The sequence below is a fragment of the Paraburkholderia sp. Ac-20340 genome, assembly GCF_017104965.1.
Taxonomy (GTDB): domain Bacteria; phylum Pseudomonadota; class Gammaproteobacteria; order Burkholderiales; family Burkholderiaceae; genus Paraburkholderia.
In genome coordinates this window covers 1-18,423 of sequence record NZ_JAAGPR010000037.1, presented here as the reverse complement: position 1 = coordinate 18,423, position 18,423 = coordinate 1, and the positions used below count along the sequence as shown (strand labels likewise).

14 protein-coding genes are annotated in these 18,423 nt (G+C 63.2%); 9 read left to right on the top strand and 5 right to left on the bottom strand.

Going from position 1 to position 18,423, the window contains the following annotated elements:
- Positions 1-1,746 (bottom strand): response regulator transcription factor, encoded by a 1,746-nt coding sequence (locus tag G3N59_RS31165; protein WP_205986697.1) that lies wholly within the window; start codon positions 1,744-1,746, stop codon positions 1-3.
- Between the two features lie 135 nt (positions 1,747-1,881).
- Here G3N59_RS31165 and G3N59_RS31160 point away from each other — a divergent pair, with 135 nt between their 5' ends.
- On the top strand, positions 1,882-3,444 hold the full coding sequence (locus G3N59_RS31160) for a diguanylate cyclase (RefSeq protein WP_205986696.1): 1,563 nt from the start codon (positions 1,882-1,884) through the stop codon (positions 3,442-3,444).
- A gap of 9 nt (positions 3,445-3,453) precedes the next feature.
- Here G3N59_RS31160 and G3N59_RS31155 read toward each other — a convergent pair whose 3' ends face one another.
- The 3 genes from G3N59_RS31155 to G3N59_RS31145 all read right to left on the bottom strand — a co-directional run bounded on the left by G3N59_RS31155 (position 3,454) and on the right by G3N59_RS31145 (position 7,062).
- Positions 3,454-4,683: an amidohydrolase family protein gene (locus G3N59_RS31155; protein ID WP_205986695.1), complete on the bottom strand. Its 1,230-nt coding sequence runs from the start codon at positions 4,681-4,683 to the stop codon at positions 3,454-3,456.
- Between the two features lie 34 nt (positions 4,684-4,717).
- Positions 4,718-6,010: an MFS transporter gene (locus G3N59_RS31150; protein WP_205986694.1), complete on the bottom strand. Its 1,293-nt coding sequence runs from the start codon at positions 6,008-6,010 to the stop codon at positions 4,718-4,720.
- A 134-nt stretch (positions 6,011-6,144) separates the two neighbouring features.
- On the bottom strand, positions 6,145-7,062 hold the full coding sequence (locus G3N59_RS31145) for a LysR substrate-binding domain-containing protein (RefSeq protein WP_205986693.1): 918 nt from the start codon (positions 7,060-7,062) through the stop codon (positions 6,145-6,147).
- Positions 7,063-7,377: 315 nt separating this feature from the next.
- Between G3N59_RS31145 and G3N59_RS31140 the strand changes: the two genes are divergently transcribed.
- The 3 genes from G3N59_RS31140 (at position 7,378) to G3N59_RS31130 (ending at position 11,500) form a co-directional block, all read left to right on the top strand.
- Positions 7,378-9,111, top strand: a complete 1,734-nt coding sequence (locus G3N59_RS31140) for an arylsulfatase (protein WP_205986692.1) — start codon at positions 7,378-7,380, stop codon at positions 9,109-9,111.
- 1 nt (position 9,112) lies between these two features.
- Positions 9,113-10,234, top strand: coding sequence for a formylglycine-generating enzyme family protein (locus G3N59_RS31135; RefSeq protein WP_205986691.1), 1,122 nt, complete (start codon positions 9,113-9,115; stop codon positions 10,232-10,234).
- 117 nt (positions 10,235-10,351) lie between these two features.
- On the top strand, positions 10,352-11,500 hold the full coding sequence (locus G3N59_RS31130) for a porin (protein ID WP_205986690.1): 1,149 nt from the start codon (positions 10,352-10,354) through the stop codon (positions 11,498-11,500).
- A 24-nt stretch (positions 11,501-11,524) separates the two neighbouring features.
- Here the strand turns inward: G3N59_RS31130 and G3N59_RS31125 are convergent, their stop codons facing one another.
- Positions 11,525-12,649 carry a LuxR C-terminal-related transcriptional regulator gene (locus G3N59_RS31125; protein WP_241024482.1) on the bottom strand — a complete coding sequence of 375 codons (1,125 nt, stop codon included), beginning with the start codon at positions 12,647-12,649 and terminating at the stop codon, positions 11,525-11,527.
- A gap of 409 nt (positions 12,650-13,058) precedes the next feature.
- Between G3N59_RS31125 and G3N59_RS31120 the strand changes: the two genes are divergently transcribed.
- The 5 genes from G3N59_RS31120 (at position 13,059) to G3N59_RS31100 (ending at position 18,223) form a co-directional block, all read left to right on the top strand.
- The gene (locus tag G3N59_RS31120) at positions 13,059-14,057 is read left to right on the top strand and encodes a porin (protein ID WP_241024501.1); all 999 of its coding nucleotides are present in this window, start codon (positions 13,059-13,061) and stop codon (positions 14,055-14,057) included.
- A gap of 32 nt (positions 14,058-14,089) precedes the next feature.
- Positions 14,090-15,277: an MFS transporter gene (locus G3N59_RS31115; RefSeq protein ID WP_205986688.1), complete on the top strand. Its 1,188-nt coding sequence runs from the start codon at positions 14,090-14,092 to the stop codon at positions 15,275-15,277.
- A gap of 68 nt (positions 15,278-15,345) precedes the next feature.
- Entirely contained in the window at positions 15,346-16,455 is a 1,110-nt protein-coding gene (locus G3N59_RS31110) for a class II histone deacetylase (protein WP_205986687.1), read from the top strand.
- A gap of 128 nt (positions 16,456-16,583) precedes the next feature.
- Complete coding sequence (locus G3N59_RS31105) at positions 16,584-17,435, top strand: MoaF C-terminal domain-containing protein (RefSeq protein ID WP_205986686.1); 852 nt, start codon at positions 16,584-16,586, stop codon at positions 17,433-17,435.
- Entirely contained in the window at positions 17,432-18,223 is a 792-nt protein-coding gene (locus tag G3N59_RS31100) for an SDR family oxidoreductase (RefSeq protein WP_205986685.1), read from the top strand. The genes G3N59_RS31105 and G3N59_RS31100 overlap by 4 nt, the downstream gene beginning before the upstream one ends.
- The last annotated feature ends 200 nt before the right edge of the window (positions 18,224-18,423 follow it).

Genomic DNA, 18,423 nt, shown 5'->3' with positions numbered 1-18,423 from the left:
TTATCCGCCGATATCGTCCTGTGTGCGTTGCAAGTGCATTTTCAGCACCATGCGGCAGCGCGGGCCGTCATCGACGCTTTCGAGCGATGCGTCGATTTTCTCCGCAATTCTTCTGCACGCGGGCAAGAGCCAGTCGTCGCGTGTGCGGGTCGTAGCGCGCGTGGTACGCATCGCCTTCCTGCTGCCGGGCGGCACAGCTTGCACGACGAGTTGCAGATCGAGCAGACCGCGCGAGCGCGCCGATGTCTGCAACGCTATGCTCACGAGTCGCATGATGGGCGCTGCGCCCAGCGCTGCATCGATCATCAGCCCGAGTAGATCGTCGAACGCCGGTCTGGCGATGAACGCCGCGCGTGCGGCGGAACGTGGCGCGGCGATATCCAGATCGATCTGTGCCTGCGGATGGCGCGTGCGTGCCTCTTCAATGGTGGCGCGCACGATTGCGGCGGGCGCGCAGCGTTCGAGCATGCGCGCAGAACTATCCTCCTCGATGCGCGCGAGCAGCGCGTAGCGATTCAAAGTCGTGCGCAGCGATGCCATGACCGCATTTGTTGCAGCGGTGATTGAGCTTGTTGGCGCTCGCGAACTTTGATTGGCGATCAACGCGCCCAGGCGTTCGACGTCGGGCGCAAGCGTCTGCACGAAATGCTGGAGCAGGCCGTCTTTTTGCCTTGCTTCGCGCTCGGCATCTGCAAGTTTCTCGCGCAGCACAACGAAAGCCTCTTCCTGTTCCGTGATGTTGATGCTGCCGCACAGCATCGTGTCATTCGCATTGCCGTCGCGCAACGGTGCGCCCCAATGCAAGGCCGCGACGATTCCGTTCGCACCATCGACCATGATCTCGCTGCGATAAGGCACACCGTTGCGCACGGCGTCGCTGAATGCGCGCTGAAGCTCGCTCGCCTGATCCGCCGATACGCCCAACAATTTTGCGTGCTCGATAAAGTCGGTGCCCGCGATCCATTGCGCGCGCGTACCCAGCGCTTCGTGGCCATAGCGATTCAGAAATAGCACGCGCCCGGTGCCGTCTCGCACGGTCACATGAAAAGGCAATGCGTCGACGATGAGGCGCGCGAGGTTCCGATCGGCGGCAATGGCAGGTTGATCGTGTGCGGACGTATCCGCTTCGCTACGCCGCACGATTTCCGCGAGTTCGACCACTGAGGTCGCATTGAGTTTTTGCAGCAGACGCCGCTTATACGTGCTGACTGTGCTTTCGCTCAACGAGAGTTCGGCGGCGATGTAGCGCAGGCGTTCGCCCTTCACGAGATAGGACAGCACGAGCCGTTCGCGCGCCGAAAGCGCGTCGAGTTGCGCGGCTTCGGATGTTGTCGCGCCGGGCGCTGGCGCAAGTCCATCGGCCGTGACGGGAAACCAGCTACGCCCGCGTCTCACGGCGTCGAGCGCAGCAGTGAGTTCGGATAGCTCGCCGGACATGCTGACGAAGGCCGTGGCGCCCGCCTGGGCGCACACGCTCATCGAATGCGCGCTGTCGAGCGCGGAGAGCACGACGATGCGCGTAGAGGGCAATTCAGCGTGAATGCGCCGTATTGCTTCGAGCCCGGAAAGACGGCGCATCTGCAATCCAAGGATCGCGATATCGGGGCGCTGTTGCAACACGCGCTGCACGGCGCTCAAACCATCCGCTGCTTCGGCGAGTACGCGATAGCCCGCGCGTTCGACCAGCAGGCGCACGGCCTGGCGCGTCACGGTCTGCCCTTGCGCGATAACGACGCTCGTACTCATTAGGTTTCCTGACATGTATCGAATGCAAAAGCCTAAATCGAGTGTAGCAATTTCTTTACACGAGTATCGCGATTCTGTGATATCCCGAAGCGCGGCGTCCGTTCATAATCGGCGGAGAGCATAAGGAGAAATTAGATGCCCACCCGAAATGTCATTACGCCATTCTCTTATGTGGGCCGCATATTGCGGCGTGGGTCGCGCCATCTGCTGGCAACGCTCGATGCCTACCCCAATCTCATCTCCGTCGCCGGTGTGTTATGCGCCGTTGTTGTGCTTGCTGGCACAACGGCGTGGTTGACCGCCGACCGCGCGGGCCGTATCGAGCGCGCTCACGAGCGTGCGCAGAGCGTGGCGTCCGTGGTGGCGAGCGGTCTGAACGCCAATATGAATATCTACAGCGCGCTGCTCGACGATATGGCGTCTGCGCCGCGCAACGCCGCTGCGTCGCCTATCTCCGACAATGTTCGCGAACGTATTCGCTTTGGTCAGGCGGTGTCGCATGAATTGCTCGACGATGCTTTTATCGTCGATGCGGATGGCACGGTAGAAGCGCCGTTCGAAAATCCATCGGCGGCCAGGGTCAATCTCAGCGACCGTGATTATTTTCAGGCCTTCGCGCGTGGCACGTCTCACGGTCTTTATGTTTCGGAACCTCTGGATTCGCGCATTCGCGACGGGCGGCGTTCAATCGCCCTGGCGCGCCGTATCGAAGGGCCGGGTGGCGCGTTCGAAGGCGTTGCGGTGCTGATCGTGAGGCTCGACAATCTGCAGCGCTTCATTGGCGGCTTCGAGTCGCGCGATGTCGAGGCCGTGCATGTGGTGCGCAACGATGGCGCCGTGCTGGTCGACGCCCAGCGCCCTAATGAGAATCTGTCGCTGGCCCTGCACGAAATTCGCGGCGAACGTATCGATCTCGCTGGCGTGAAATGCTGTAGTGCACGTGTGGATAGCGCGCCGCTTGCGGTGGTGGTGGCGCCTTCGACGCATCGAACATTGCGCGTGTGGCGGCATCAGGCGTGGTGGCAAGGGCTGCTGGCCGCGGGCTTTGCGCTCACGCTGGCTGTGGGATCGATGGCGCTGGAAAGCGCGCTGCGCTCGCGCTACAAGGCGTTGACCAGGCTGCGCGAGATGTCGATGACTGACGGCCTCACGGGACTGAGCAATCGCCGCGCGCTGGATATCAGGCTTGACGAAGAATGGCGCCGGGCGAGCCGAAAAAACCGTCAGTTATCCATATTGTTTATCGACATCGATAAATTCAAGCTGTTCAACGACGAATACGGGCACGCGGTTGGCGACGACGTGCTGCGCAACGTAGCGCAATGCATCGGTGCGCAGGTGAGTCGCGCGCAGGATATGGCGGCGCGCTACGGTGGCGAGGAGTTCGCGGTGGTGCTGCCTGATGTGGGCGCGGAAGAAGCTGCAGGGCTCGCCGAGCGCATCCGTCATGCAGTGGAAGGCTTGCGCATCGCGCATGCGAAGAGCGATGCGGGCGCGGTCACGGTCAGCGTGGGTTGTGCGACCGGCACCGCGAGCCTGGAAAACTTGGCGGGCGGCGCCGAGCAAGTATTGCAGGCCGCCGACGCGCAACTGCTGATTGCGAAGGCCAGCGGGCGCAACCGGGTGTCGTCGTGTGTACTGGGCGAACCGGTACACAACCAACCGGTACGCAACGAACCGGTCGAGACGCGCACTTGAGGCCTTGTTTCAGCGCTCCTTCACAATCTTGCCGCGCTGGAGCACATAGGCGACATGCTCGCCTTCGCCGGCGATAACGTTGATATCGGCGAGCGGGTTGCCGTCGAGCACGAGAATATCGGCGATGGCGCCCGCCGCAATCGTGCCGAGCTTGCCCTTCATATCGACGATTTCCGCCGCGACTGTCGTGGCCGATCTCAACGCTTCCAGGTTACCCAGCACCTCCGCGCGAATGCGGAATTCACCGCACTGGAACGCGTGCATTTCGCCGAGCAGGTCCGAACCGAAGCCCATCGGCACGCCTGCCTTCGCATAGAGTTCGAGCGATTCGCGGCCCGCCTGCTGTACCGCGGCCACTTTGGCGACCGATTCGGGCGGCAGGCCGAACTGCGCGCCATGCTTCGCCAGAGCGTCATACGTGACGAGTGTGGGCACGACGAAGGCGCCGAATTCATGCATCACGCGCGCGGCGTCTTCATCGACGAGATTGCCGTGTTCGATCGTGCGAACCCCGCAACGCACGGCGCGCGCGATGGCGCGGCCCGTATACGCATGCGCCATCACATAGGTATTGGCGGCCTGGGCTTCTTCGACGATGGCGCGAATTTCCGCTTCCGAATACTGCGTATTGGCGATGGGGTCGGTGGGCGATGCCACGCCGCCCGACGCCATGATCTTGATCTGCGTGGCGCCTTTCTGGATCTCCTCGCGTACGGCGAGCCGCACGGCGTCCACGCCGTCAACCACGCGTGCGATCGCGCCGGTGCGGAAGCAGCACGAACAGGGTTCAAGCAGATCGCCACGCGGGCGGAAGTCGCCGTGGCCGCCCGTCTGCGAAAGCGCCTTGCCAGAGGGGAAAATTCGCGGGCCCGGCACGAGACCGGTTTCGACTGCCTGCATGAGTGCCCAGTCTGCGCCGCCCGCGTCACGCACGCTCGTAAAGCCGCGCGCGAGCATGGCGTCGAGAATCGGCAATGCGCGAATGGCGGCGAGAATATTGGGCTGTGCGGCGTTGCTGCCCAGATTGGCGTTGGAGGCCAGCACGTGAACGTGGCAATCGATCAGACCCGGCATGACGGTTTTGCCGCGCACATCCACGCTATGCGCGTTTGGGAGATCGATGGGCCGGTCGCTGACTTCGACAATCATCCCGTCTTCGATCACGACATGATGATGTTCGAGCAGCACGCCGCGTTCGAGGTCGAGTACGTTGCCGCCTTTGAGGATGGTTGCAGGCATGTGAGGAATCCTTGATATCGGGTTCTGGATCGTGTCAGGCGCTTTTGACAAAGCGCGTGCCGATCAGGCTAATGGCTGCCGCGACGATCACGTAGAGCGCGGGCGCCATATTGCTGCCCGTGCGGGCGATCAGCCAGGTGATGAGGAAGGGCGCGAAGCCGCCGAAGATCGTCACCGCGAAGTTGTAGGCCACCGAGAGGCCAGTGGACAACACGCGGGTGGGGAACAGTTCGGCGAGCGCGGCGAGAATCGGCCCCGTGTAGATGGCGATCAGCACGCCGAACACGGCCTGGAAAGTCAGCAGCGAAGCGAGGCCGGGCGTGTGGTTGATCCACGCGAACATGGGCCATGCCAGCACGAGAATCGCGAGCGCGGCACCGGAGAGAAACACGCGGCGGCCAAAGCGGTCGGCGAGCTTGCCGACGAGCGGCGAGCAGCACAGGATCATGAAGCCGCCCATCATGCCCGAAGCGAAACCCGTCGCCTGTGGCAGATGCAGCGTGCGCACGGAATACATCGGCATATAGAACAGCAGCACGTAGGTGCAGACCGTCCAGAGAATCACCATCGAAAAACTCGCAAAGGTTTCGCGCGGGTAGTGCGAGAGCACTTCCTTGAGCGGCGAGTTTTCTCGCGCCTGTTCTTCGACGGCGCTGAACGCCGGAGTTTCGTCCATCTGACTGCGGATAAAGTAGCCCACGGGGCCGACCACAATGCCGAGCAGAAAAGGCACGCGCCAGCCCCAGCTATGCAGGGCTTCCGGGCTGAGCGTGGTGGTGACGAAGGTGCCGGTGGCGGCGCCCAGCAGTACCGCAAAACCGATGCTCGATTGAATCCAGCTCGAGTACCAGGCGCGCTGTCCGGGCGGGGCGTATTCGGTGAGAAAGGCGGTGGCGCCGCCCATTTCGCCGCCTGCTGAAAAACCTTGTAGCAGACGCGCCATGACGATCAGGAGCGGCGCGGCGATACCGGCCTGCTCGTAGGTGGGTGCGAAGCCGATCAGCGCGGTGCCGAGCGCCATCAGCAGAATCGTGAGCGAGAGCGCTGCCTTGCGGCCCGCCTTGTCGGCGTAGACGCCCAGCACGATGCCGCCCACCGGCCGCATGAAAAAGCCGACGCCGAACGTGGCCACGGCCATCAGCACGGAAGTCAGCTCGCTGCCGCTGGGGAAAAACAGCTTCGCGATGGTGACCGCGAAGAAACTGTAGACAGTGAAATCGAACCATTCGAGGCCGTTGCCAAGCACGGTCGCGACGATGGCGCGGCGGCGCTGCTGCGCGGCGCTCCGGACAGAACCCGCTGCGCGCGGTGAAAGCGTTCCTTGCATGGCCTCCTCCTCTTGTGGAAGGCGGGATGTACCCCGCATGTCTCCAGCATAGAGAAATCGGCATTTTTTTCTGAAACGATAAATTCGCATGCTTGCATGCGTGGCGCGCATGCATCGCGATGCTTAGTGCTTTTTTACGCGTTGCGTTGCGCCTCCGCCTGCTCGAACAGCCAGCGCGTAAAGAGGCGCGCGGCCTGACTCTGGGCCCGATCGTTGGGCGAAATCACGTAGTAGCCGCCGCCGTGGCTGGCGCTGGCTTGCGTCACGCGTACGAGCAGGCCTTCGGCGAGGCATGCGTCGATCATGTGGCGCCAGCCGAGCGCGACGCCCTGACCGAGGATCGCCATCTGCACGAGTTGGGGATAGTGATTGATGGTGATGCCATGCTGCGCGCGCGGCGCTTTCGGCAAATTCACGCCGTTGGCGGCAAGCCATTCGGGCCAGGACATCCATTGGCGCTGGCCGTCTTCGAGTAGCAGCAGCGTTTCGCCTGGCAGATCGGCGGGCTTTAGCGTGCGGCCCGCCAGATAGGCGGGCGAGCAGACCGGAAACACTTCTTCTTCGAACAGCCGCCGCGCCGTGTAGTCGGCGCTTGCCTGATGCCGCACGTAATAGACGCCGACGTCGAACTCTGCGGGCGACATCGAGGCAAGGCCGTCGCGTACGACCAGACGCAACTGGATATCGGGGAAGGCCGCGCGAAAGAGCGGCAGGCGCGGCGTGAGCCAGAGCACGGCGACGCCCGACGAACACGCGACGGTCAACTCCAGTGCGGCGTGTTGCTTCATCACGTCGAAGGTGGCTTCGGCGCATTGCGTGAGCAGGCGCTGCACCTGGGCTGCGTAATGCTCGCCTGCAATGGTCAGACGCAGCGCGCGATGCTCGCGCACGAAGAGCGAGCGGCCGAGAAATTCCTCGAGTTGCTGGATCTGGCGGCTGATGGCGCTTTGCGTGAGATGCAGTTCGGCGGCGGCGCGCGTGAAGCTCGCATGACGCACGGCGGCTTCGAAGGCGACGAGGCACTGCAGGGGAGGGAGTGGCGTGATGCGCATGGTGCGAAGCCGCTGGAATGGAAATAGCGGACATGATGCAATCGCAGCGCACGGTCGTCCACATTTTGCTCTGCGTGTTTTGATTCTGGTGCCGGTCGCCGGGCATGAAACGCGTATGCGTATGCGTGTGCGCGAGCGATCCATGCGCATGGCGCATGCAAGGGAAAACCCGCTTGTGCAAACGCGCGGTGCCGGGTATTCACCTTGCCGCGGGACGGTTTGCCGATTTGTGATACTGCGTGGCCTTATTGGCTCCTTATCGTAGACGTGCGAATCAGATGTTCTCGCTACATAACCACGATAACGGAGATAACCTTGGGTTTTCGACTCGACCCGGCCGCCGCACAGCGCGGTCGCGCGCCTCTCGCTGCTCTTCTCGCCTCTTTATTTGCGGCTTCATTTGCCGCCACACTCGCTGCGCCGTCCTTCGCTCAGACAAATGCGGGCAGTGCCACGCGTCCCAATGTCCTGCTGATTGTCGCCGACGACCTGGGCCGCTCGGACCTCGGTGCATTCGGCAGCGAGATTCCCACTCCGAATCTCGACGCGCTCGTCGCGCAGGGCCGTTTGCTCGACACCCTGTACGTCGCGCCCACCTGCTCGCCCACGCGTTCGATGCTGCTCTCGGGCATCGACAATCACCTCGCGGGCGTCGGCAATATGGCGGAGATGATCACGCCGCATCTCACGCCAGAAGAGGTCAATCATCCCGGTTATGAAGGCGGGCTCAATCATCGCGTGGCCGCGCTGCCCGAAGTCATGAAAGACGGCGGTTACTGGACCGTGATGGCGGGCAAGTGGCATCTGGGCGCCAGCGACGGCATGCGGCCTGACCAGCGCGGCTTCATGCGTTCCTACGCGCTCATGAACGGCGGCGCGGCGCATTTCCGGCAGAAGGAAATGCGCATTACCTCCGATTCGCCGGAACCGACTTACCGCGAAGACGGCAAGAAAATCGATTTGCCCGAGGACTTCTATTCGTCGCGCACCTACACCGACAAACTGATTGAATATCTGGGCGACAAGTCGCGCGACGGACGGCCGTTCTTCGCGTATGCAGCCTATACGGCGGCACATTTGCCGCTGCAGGCGCCCGACGACGCGCTGCGCCGTTTCCATGGACAGTACGACGTGGGTTACGACGTGATCGCGCAACGCCGCATCGACAAGATGAAGCGTCTTGGCCTCGTGCCGGCCGATACGAAGCCCGCACCGCTGCCGGAAGGCACGAAAGCGTGGAATGCGCTGAGCGATCAGGAGAAGGCCCGCTCGGCGCGCACGATGCAAGCCTATGCGGCGATGGTGAGCGAACTCGATCGCAACGTGGGACGTCTGATCGACTATCTGAAAGCGAGCGGCCAGTACGACAACACGCTGATCGTGTTCCTCTCGGACAACGGCCCCGAAGGCAACGAATGGGATAAGGACAGCGGCAACGCGCAATGGATCGCGCACGACTTCAATAACACGCTCGACAATATCGGCCGCCCCGATTCGTTCGTGTTCGAAGGTCCGGCGTGGGGACAGGTGAGCGCGCAACCATTTCGTCTTTTCAAGGCTTATACGAATGAGGGTGGCATTCGTTCGCCGTCGTTCATTTCGTATCCCGGTCATATCCAGCCGGGCAAAGCCGAGCAGATGCTGACCGTGAAGGATTTCACGCCCACGATCCTGGATTTTGCGGGCATTCGTCAGCCGGGTATTGAATTCCATGGTCAGACCGTGCTGCCGATGCAGGGCATGTCGATGAAGCCCTGGCTCACGGGCGAGCGCAAGCGCGTGCATGTGGCCGATTACGTCTACGGCATGGAACTGATGGGCCGCAAAGCGCTGCGCAAAGGCAACTGGAAGCTCGTCTATTCATACGACAACGGCAAGGGACATTGGCAGCTTTACGACCTCGCGCACGATCGCGGCGAATTGCATGATCTATCCGCGAAACGTCCCGAAGTGGTCGAAGAACTGCTGACCGAATGGTCGCAATACGTCCAGCAGAACAACGTCGTGGAGACCGGGCGCGATACGTCCTATCCGCGCGCGGACTACTGAAATGGCGCGCCACAGCAAGGCAAACACGCGGGCCTGGTGGGGCAAACGCGGCGCGCCGGTCGCGCTGCCGCTGCTGGGCGTCGCGCTGGTCTGGGCCGCGGTGGCGGGCGGTGTCGCTGGGGCACAGCGCGCGCAGGCCAGCGTGCCTGTCGCGCCAGCACCCTCACTCGGCACCGTGAAAGCTTGCCGGGCGTTCGGCGGTCTGCCGCCCGCAGGCGCAGCGGCGGATCAGGTGAAGGTGCCGGCGGGCACTTTTGTGATGGGTTCGGACAGCGATTATCTTGAGGAGGCGCCCGCGCGGTCCGTGAAAGTGGGCGCCTTCATGATCGACCGTTACGACGTGACGAACGCCCAGTTCGCGCGCTTCGTGGCGGCGACCGGTTATCGCACGCTCGCCGAACGCGGCCTCGATCCGGCGCGCTATCCCGGCGTGCCGGCGGCAATGACGCGGCCCGGCTCCACCGTGTTCCTGCCGCCGAAGGATCTGCTGGTGGGTGCGATGCAATGGTGGCACTACCTGCCCGGCGCGGACTGGCGGCACCCGGACGGCCCGGATAGCTCGATCGAAGGCCTCGATAATCATCCGGTGGTGCAGATCGCCTATGAAGACGCACAGGCCTACGCGAAGTGGCTCGGCCGCGATCTGCCCACCGAAGCCGAATACGAGTACGCAGCGCATGGCGGCAAGCACGGCGTCTATCCCTGGGGCGACACCTTCACATTGCGCTCGAAAGCAATGGCGAATACCTGGCAAGGTGCGTTTCCTTTCCAGAACACGGACAAGGACGGCTTTGTTTCGACTTCGCCGGTAGGCTGCTTTCCAGCGAACGGCTATGGGCTTTACGACATGGTCGGCAATGTCTGGCAATGGGTGAAGGACCCGTGGCAACAGACCCATGCGCAACAGGCGGCCGAACCTCCGCCGGCGCCTGCCGTCGATCTGGAAGATGCGCTGGTTGCGCGGGCGCGTGGCACGCAGTTCGGCACCATCAAGGGTGGCTCGTTTCTCTGTTCGCCGATCTATTGCAAACGCTATCGTCCCAGCGCCCGGCACGCGCAGGATCTGACGATGGGCACGAACCATATCGGCTTTCGCACGGTGGCGAGGCTGCCTGCTTCGTAAGTGTCCGGTCAAAAAACGCGGCGGCAGCAGGCTTTGCCCGCAGCCGCCGCGTGCTTTCCCTCTCGCAACAAGATTCTTCATAACTAATTAGTAGTCCAATCATCTGGAGATCCTTTCGTGAAATCACGTTTTCTGACCGTGAGGACGGCGCTCGCCGGTTCGCTGGGCATCTGCTGCTGTTTCGGCACAGGCGCGACGCATGCGCAGAGCAGCGTCACGCTGGGCGGCATTCTCGATACGGGTTTGCTCTACGCCAACAACGCGGGCGGTCACGCGCAATGGACCACGGCGAGCGGGCAGCTTTCTTCGTCGCGCTGGATTCTGACCGGCCAGGAGGATCTGGGCGGCGGCACCCGCGCCGTGTTCCGCCTGATGAGTCCGTTCAATATCGACAACGGGCACGGTCCTGGCCGCGCGTTCAACGTCTCGTATGTGGGGCTGACGAACGACGGCTACGGCACGCTCACGCTCGGGCGGCAGTGGGATTCGACTATCGATTTCGTATCGGGCTTCGCGAGCAACGAAACCTGGGCCGGCTACATCGGCGCGCATGTGGGCGATGCCGATAACACCAACGCGACCTTCAAGGTCAGCAATACCGTCAAGTACGCCAGCCCGACTTTCGCCGGTTTCAGCTTTGGCGCGACGTATGGATTCAGCAATCAGCCCGGCGATTTCACCGGCAATCGACTGATCGCGGCAGGGGCCGGCTGGACCCAGGGGCCGGTCTCGCTAGGCGTCGGTTTCGTGCAGGCCGACCGGCCCGATACGCAGCCTGCAGGCGCGCTGGGTGCGCCGGGCGCGGGTATTTTCGATGACTATTCGAATACCTTCAGCAACAGCCTGGCGGGCGGCGCGGGCGTGCAGCGGCAGCGCATCTGGCTGGCGGGCGCGTCGTGGCACGTCGGCACTGTGACGCTCGCGGGACTGTATTCGAAGACCCAGTATCGCTATCTGGACGCCACCGCGCTCACGCTCGACAACTACGAGGCCAGCGTCACCTGGCAGATGACGCCCACGTGGCTCGCGGGCGTAGCGTATATCCGCACGAATGGGCAGTATTCGGGCGAGGGCACGGCGGGTGCGGAGCCGGGTTGGGATCAGCTCAATCTTGGCACGCAGTATCAGCTTTCGAAGCGCACGACGTTGTATCTGATTGGCGTCGGGCAGCAGGGGCGGCACGCACAGGCGCAGATTTACGGCGTCTCGCCGTCCAGCACGCGCAGGCAACTGGTGGTGACGGCGGGCATGGCGCATCGCTTCTAGGGTGTGCGCGAGGCGCTGGCGCCGTTACGGCTTCAGCGCTTCCTGCTGGCTGAGGGCAGCCAGCAGGCGCGGAATCTCGCTCTTGTCGTGCATGCCAAGCTTGCGATAGGCGCAGCGCAGATAGTGCCGTACGGTGGTCGGCGAAATACCCATGCGTTGCGCGACTTCCTTGTGCGAGAGGCCGTCGCCGTAGTGCTGGATGGCGACGAGTTCGCGCGGGCTCAGGCGGTCGAGTTCCGAGCGCGTGCGCGCTTCCAGTTGAAAGAGGCCCGCCGTCGGCACGCAATGCACGGTGATGCGCTCGCCCGTGTACGGATGCGCGCCGCCGCCGTGCAGCCAGTCGATCAACGGCTGCGGCAAGGTCTGGTTGGCATAGAGCGGCCAGTCGTGGCGCAGGGTCGTCTCGAAGGCTTTATCGGCTTGATGCACGGTGCCGAACGAATCGCAGATCGCACGCGCAGGCGAGACGCTGGGCGTCGTGCCGCGCTCGCGCGTGAGCTGGAACGAGCGATTGATCGTGAGCGCCGCCGCGAGATGCGCAATCACGTTGCCGACCTTGTGCGCGTCGTCGGCGCTGAAGGGCTTGTCGAGCGCACGCCGATACACCGAAAGAAAAGTTGTGAGTCCGAAGCGATGGTCGAGCGCCGTCACCACCATCAACTGCGCGAGCCCGTGTTTGACGGCCCAGTTGCGAAAGCGCGGCGGCACGTCGGGGTCGACGATGGAAATCGCCATCGCACGGCCATAAACACCGCGCGTGCCCAGCGCGAGCGGATCGCAGTCGCGCACCTTGATCCATTCCGGGAAGAACGAATCGGGCAGACCCCATGTAAAACTGTTGTGCATGACCGGGCCGCCGGTCGTGTGCGTGGTCACGCCGGTCCAGCCCGCATCGAAAGCGAGCAGCCCGCGCAGCAGCCGGAAAAAACCGTTTTCGAATTCGCCGATGCCGGTTTGATTCGCCAGCGCGTAGAGATCGAGCAGCAACACGCTCAGGTCGCGCTCGGCGGTGCCGTCGCCGCAAAACGGGCCTTCGAAATCGGCGCTACGCACGGCGGGCGCGTTGTGCGCATAGGTGTCGATGGCGATCGCGGCGGGCATGTCCGGGGCGTTCGCGAAGGGCGCGTGCCGGTCTGCGTTGCGTGTCAAGCGCTCCTCCTCTTCGATTGTGAAGCCACGATTTTGCAGCCGATTATACGTGCCGCCGATTTTCGGCGGACAGCGTTGTGAAGTGCGTCTTCACCCCCTGCAATTGAACGGGGCCAGCCACAACGCGATGCGTGCTGCACCCGCACGAAACCGGCTTCGCGCCAGTCTGCACGGGCGCTGGCGAGCGCATCAGGGTTTTCCGCAGCGTTCACTTGAACGTCTGTTCACGACTTTTCCCGCTACCGACACTGCACGCAGATCCGGGGCCTCGACGCTACCGGGCACGTGGTCAATGACAACAACGTCGTACGGTTTGGAGAGTCGGTCGATGAAACGATGGAATGGATTGAGGCACCCGCGCAGGCGCTCGCGCATCGAAGCGTGCATTCGCCTGGCGCCGCTAACCGCGATGGCGCTTGCCGCGGGCGGCGCGGCGCACGCGCAATCGAGCGTCACGCTTTACGGCATTCTCGATGCCGGCATTCAGTACCGCACGCACGCGGACGGCGCACACAGCGCCGTCAATCTGCAGAACTACGGCGTGCTGCCTTCGCAGATCGGCATCACGGGTACGGAGGATCTGGGCGGCGGCATGCAGGCGATTTTCCGCCTCGAACAAGGGCTGAATCTCAACGATGGCTCGGCCACGGTGCCGGGTCTCGCTTTCTTTCGCGGCGCCTGGGTGGGGCTCAAAGGCGGTTTCGGCACGGTGACGATGGGCCGTCAGTTCAGCGTGCTGTTCGATCGCACGGTCTTCTACGATCCGCTGCTTTACGCGTCGTATAGCGGGCAGGGCGTGCTCGTGCCGCTTGCTGCGAATTTCATCGATAACGCCATCAAATATCAAAGCCCCGATATCGGCGGTTTCAGCGGCGAAGCGCTGGCCGCGACGGGCGGCGTCGCCGGCAACTCGCGTTCGGGCCGCGTGCTGGAAGCGGGCGCGCAGTACGCGGGCAACGGCTTTGGCGTGAGCGCGGTGATTCACCAGTCGTACGGTGCGGTTTCATCGACCGCCGATACCTCCGCCGAACAACGCGTGGTGGGCGTGCTGGCCGCGCATTGGGACATCGACAGGCTTTCGCTATACGGCGGCGCGGAACGCCAGACCGGCTCGCTCGAACCCGCGAAGACCGTCGCATGGGGCGGTGCGCGTTATCGGCTCGATCCGGCCATCGGCTTCGCGGCGGGTATTTATCACACGTTTTCGAATACGCCGAGCGTCGGCCATCCCACGCTCTATATCGCGAGCGGCACCTATGCGCTCTCCAAGCGGACTTTTGCCTACGTGAATCTGGGCTACTCGCACAACACGAGCGACAGCACGCAGCCCGTCTACGAGTACGACACGCTGCCGGTGGCCGGTGTCTCGCAGTTCGGCGCGATGGCCGGCATGTCCCACACGTTCTGATCGACCTGTTCGCTAACCGGAACTCTCACTCCATGAAAAATCCCGCTCCGTCCTTTGCAGCCGCGCAATCCGCACCGCGCGAATTCGCGGCTTCGACGCTGCTTTCGCTAGTCGTATTCGCGGCGATCACGCCCTTGCTGTTGCTGGTTGCGCCTGCGGTTGCCGCGCAACTGGCCGTGCAACTCGGGCTATCCGCTTCGCAGATCGGCACGTATTTCTTTGTCGAACTGGGCGCGTTCAGTTGCGCGACGCTGCCTTCGCTGCTGTGGCTCGGGCGAGTGGATGCGCGGCGCGTTGCCGCCATCGCCACGGCCGTGTTCTGCGTGGGCAACTTCGCGACCGCATTCGTCATGCCGGGCTTCGCCGGTCTGCTGGCGCTGCGCACGATCACCGCGCTGGGCGGCGGCACGTTGATGGTGTTGTGCATGACGAGCGCGGCGACCAGCGCAAACCGCGACCGCGTCTATGGCCTCTGGGTCGTCGGCCAACTGGTGGCGGGCGCGGTGGGCCTGTTCCTGCTGCCGCACGTATTCGAAGGCTATGGATTGCGCGCGCTGTATGCCGTGCTCGGCGTGCTGGGGCTGTGCGCCGCGCCGCTGGTGCGGGGCTTCGATCCTGAACTGGGCCGCGCAAAGCGCGCCGCCGGTGCGGCTGCGGGCGCCGATGCGTCGACTACCGCGCGTGCGGCGCTGAACGCGGCGCTGGTGATCGGCGGCGTGCTGGCGTTTTACGTGGCGATCGGCGGCGTCTGGACCTTTGCGAGCAAGGCGGCTGCGCTGGCGGGTTTCGACGCCGCGCACACGGGCGAAGTGCTCGCGGTGGCGAGCGTGATGGGGATTATCGGCGCGGGCAGTGCATCGCTGATCGGCGGGCGTCTGGCGCGCTTCGCGATGCTGCTGGCGGGCTACGCGATCCTCGCTGTCTCGCTCGCGGGACTGGCCACGCAGCCGGGCACGGCGGGCTATATGGCGGCGGTGTTCGCCTTCAAATTCGCATGGACCTTTGTGCTGCCCTTCATCCTGGCCGCTGCCGCGAAGCATGACCGCACGGGGCGGCTGGTGGCCTCGCTGAACTTCGTGATTGGCGCGGGGCTCGCGGCGGGACCGCTGATCGCGGGCGTGCTGCTCGATGCGGGCGCTTCGCTGGGCGCGCTGTTCGCGGGGGCGGCGGCGATCTGCGTCGTGTCCTGTCTCTGCCTGCTGCGCGTCGAGCGCGATTGATTTTCACACTGGATTTTCAGGGTTAAACCTGCAAACGCAACACGAACCACTACGAGCAAGAGAACCTCATGAGCAAAACGGCCTTCTTCACCGATGAACGCACTTTCTGGCACACGGGCGGCACGCACGCGTTGTTCTTTCCCGTCGGCGGCTGGGTGCAGCCACCTTCCGCGAGCGGTTACGCGGAGTCGCCGGAATCGAAACGCCGGCTGCTGGCGCTGATCCAGGCGTCGGGGCTGGCGGCCTCGCTCGACATGCAAGGCGCGCCCGCCGCGAGCGACGACGACCTGCTGAGAATTCATCCGCGCGATTACCTCGAACGCTTCAAGGCGGCGAGCGATGCGAACGGCGGCGATCTGGGCGAACTTGCGCCGTTCGGTAAAGGCAGCTACGAAATCGCGGCGCTATCGGCGGGCCTTGCGATGAGCGCTGTCGATACGGTACTCGCAGGCCGCGCCGCGAACGCGTTCTCGCTCTCTCGCCCGCCGGGCCATCACTGCCTGCGCGACAAACCGATGGGCTTCTGCCTGCTCGCGAACATTCCGGTTGCGATCGAAGCGGCGCGCGCGAAGCACGCGGTCGAGCGCGTTGCGGTGATCGACTGGGATGTGCATCACGGCAACGGCACGCAATCGATCTATTACGACGATCCCAACACGCTGACGATTTCGCTGCATCAGGAAGGCTGTTTTCCGCCGGGCTATAGCGGTGCGGATGAGCGCGGCGCAGGGCGCGGAGAAGGCGCGAACATCAATATTCCGCTGTTGCCGGGCGGTGGGCACGACGCTTATCTCTACGCCTTCGAGCGCATCGTGCTGCCTGCACTCGAACGCTTCAAACCGGAACTGATCGTGGTGGCGAGCGGACTGGACGCGAGCGCCGTCGATCCGCTCGCGCGCATGCTGCTGCATAGCGAAAGCTATCGCGCGATGACGCAACTCGTGCGCGACGCTGCCGAGCGCCATTGCGGCGGCCGGCTCGTGATCGTGCACGAAGGCGGTTACTCGGAAGCCTACGTGCCGTTCTGCGGCCATGCGATCGTGGAAACCCTCGCGGATGTGCGTACCAAGGTAGAAGACCCGATGCTCGAACTGGCGATCCTGCAGCAGCCGAGCGCACGCTTCGTGGCATTCCAGCGCCAGTTGATCGACGAAATGGCCGACGCCATCGCGCGATAGGCGGGCGGCGTTGTCATCCTTATGGTCGATGCCGCGCGGCGTAGCGGCTCCGTAGAGTGTGAGTCACGCCGCCGCTTCTTTCAGGAGGCGTGCGGCCCTCACACACTTTCCATGGAGTTCTCCTTATCATGTCGTCCCAACCCGTTTTCATTCAGGTCGGCGCACTCGCCGAAGGTTTCGCACCGGATAGCCATATCCTCACGCCGACGGGCGATCTCGAAGGCCGCCGTTTCACGCTGGAATTCGCGGATGGAGCGAGCGAAACGCTGCATTTCACGAGCTCGCAACGCGTGGAGGTCGAGCGCTCGGGCGGTGCAAAAACGCACCATGAATGCCGGGTGAGTTCGGTGCGCGAGGACATGTATTTCGTCGATTACGTGGGCGCCGATGCATCGCTTGCCGATGATCAGGGCAAGCCGCGCAACGTTTCCACGAGCTACGTACTCGATCTGCGCCGCGCCTTGTGCACGGTGGTGGCGGGTGCCTTGCCGAGCGAAACGGAAACGCATATCGACGCCTTTACGCGCGTTGAACGCGGTATGGAATTGACGGGCGTGCAGATGCAATTGCGGCATGGCCGTATTGCGGCGGGCGAGGGCGTGAGCGTTTCGCAGATGCCGTTGCACGCGGCTACGAACGAACTGATCGGCATGCGCAATCTGTACACGTATAGCGCGACGGAGCGTTACGAACACATCTATCTGAACGAGAACTTCTACGCGTGGCAGTGCCTGAGCGGCGTGGAAGCGGGCCTGGCGGACGTGGACCGTTGTCACATGATCGGTATCGACGAAAAGCTTTATCTCTTTGTCTGGCGCGAGAAGATCGTGCCGACGCTGGGTGTCGTGATGATCGACCTCGAACGGATGAAAACCGATGGCAAGATTTTTGGTTATCAGGGTAGCCGGTTCGATGCGCTGTCGAATTTCCCGGTGGGCGCGCATGCACAGGTGCTCAATATCACGCGGTATCCGTCATGACGGGCCTTTTTGCAGGGCGTACCGTGCTGGTGACGGGCGGCGCCCAGGGGATCGGGCGCGGGATCGTCGAAGCGTTCGCGCGTGAGGGGGCGAGTATTGCGCTTGTGGATTTGCAGGCTGATATGGCGCGCGGCTGGCTGGGTGAGTTGGGGCCGCAGGGGCATCGTGTCTATGAGGTCGATCTCGCTGTGCGCGAGCAGATTTTTGCGCTAATAGCGCAGGCTGAGATCGATTTTGGGCGGCTCGATGTGGTGGTGCATAACGCGGCGTATTTTCCGCTGACCGCTTTTGAGGCTATCTCTGCTGAGGTGCTGGAGCGCACGCTGGCTGTGAATCTCAGTGCGCTTTTTTGGTTGGCGCAGGCTGCTACGCCGGCTTTTGTTAGGCAAGGTGGTGGGCGTTTGCTGGTGACTTCTTCTGTTACTGGGCCGCGAGTTGCTTATCCTGGGTTGGCGCACTATGCGGCTTCTAAAGCGGGGGTGAATGGGTTTATTCGGGCCGCTGCGCTGGAGCTGGCTGTGCATCGGATTACCGTTAATGGCGTGGAGCCTGGGATGATTCGGACTCCTGCTATGGTGAATCTGGGGGATGAGGCGCTTGCTGCGCGGATTGCTGGGGCGGTGCCGCTTGGGAGGTTAGGGGAGCCTGAGGATGTTGCTGCGGCTATGGTGTTTCTTGCTTCGCCTTCCGCTGGGTATGTGACTGGGCAGACTATTGTGGTTGATGGTGGGGCTACTTTGCCTGAGGGGTCTAGTGGGGCGCTTGCCGGCTGTGTCGCGTATCCTTGAGTTCGTGTCGGTCTATTAGCGTCGCCCCTGTGCGGGGCGGCACCTACTTTTCTTTGCCGCTGTGTATGGACTTGAGACATAGGTAACAGGTGTGCGGGGACATGGGTAACACTTCGGACAAGTGAATCGTCTGGAGCCGGCCATGCCGTGGAACCCGAGAGACACCATGAATCTGCGTCTGGAATTTGTTCATCTGGCTT

Coding starts and splice junctions, on each gene's coding strand:
- G3N59_RS31165 (WP_205986697.1), bottom strand. CDS start 1,746: ATGAGTACGAGCGTCGTTATCGCGCAAGGGCAGACCGTGACGCGCCAG.
- G3N59_RS31160 (WP_205986696.1), top strand. CDS start 1,882: ATGCCCACCCGAAATGTCATTACGCCATTCTCTTATGTGGGCCGCATA.
- G3N59_RS31155 (WP_205986695.1), bottom strand. CDS start 4,683: ATGCCTGCAACCATCCTCAAAGGCGGCAACGTACTCGACCTCGAACGC.
- G3N59_RS31150 (WP_205986694.1), bottom strand. CDS start 6,010: ATGCAAGGAACGCTTTCACCGCGCGCAGCGGGTTCTGTCCGGAGCGCC.
- G3N59_RS31145 (WP_205986693.1), bottom strand. CDS start 7,062: ATGCGCATCACGCCACTCCCTCCCCTGCAGTGCCTCGTCGCCTTCGAA.
- G3N59_RS31135 (WP_205986691.1), top strand. CDS start 9,113: ATGGCGCGCCACAGCAAGGCAAACACGCGGGCCTGGTGGGGCAAACGC.
- G3N59_RS31120 (WP_241024501.1), top strand. CDS start 13,059: ATGGCGCTTGCCGCGGGCGGCGCGGCGCACGCGCAATCGAGCGTCACG.
- G3N59_RS31115 (WP_205986688.1), top strand. CDS start 14,090: ATGAAAAATCCCGCTCCGTCCTTTGCAGCCGCGCAATCCGCACCGCGC.
- G3N59_RS31110 (WP_205986687.1), top strand. CDS start 15,346: ATGAGCAAAACGGCCTTCTTCACCGATGAACGCACTTTCTGGCACACG.
- G3N59_RS31105 (WP_205986686.1), top strand. CDS start 16,584: ATGTCGTCCCAACCCGTTTTCATTCAGGTCGGCGCACTCGCCGAAGGT.
- G3N59_RS31100 (WP_205986685.1), top strand. CDS start 17,432: ATGACGGGCCTTTTTGCAGGGCGTACCGTGCTGGTGACGGGCGGCGCC.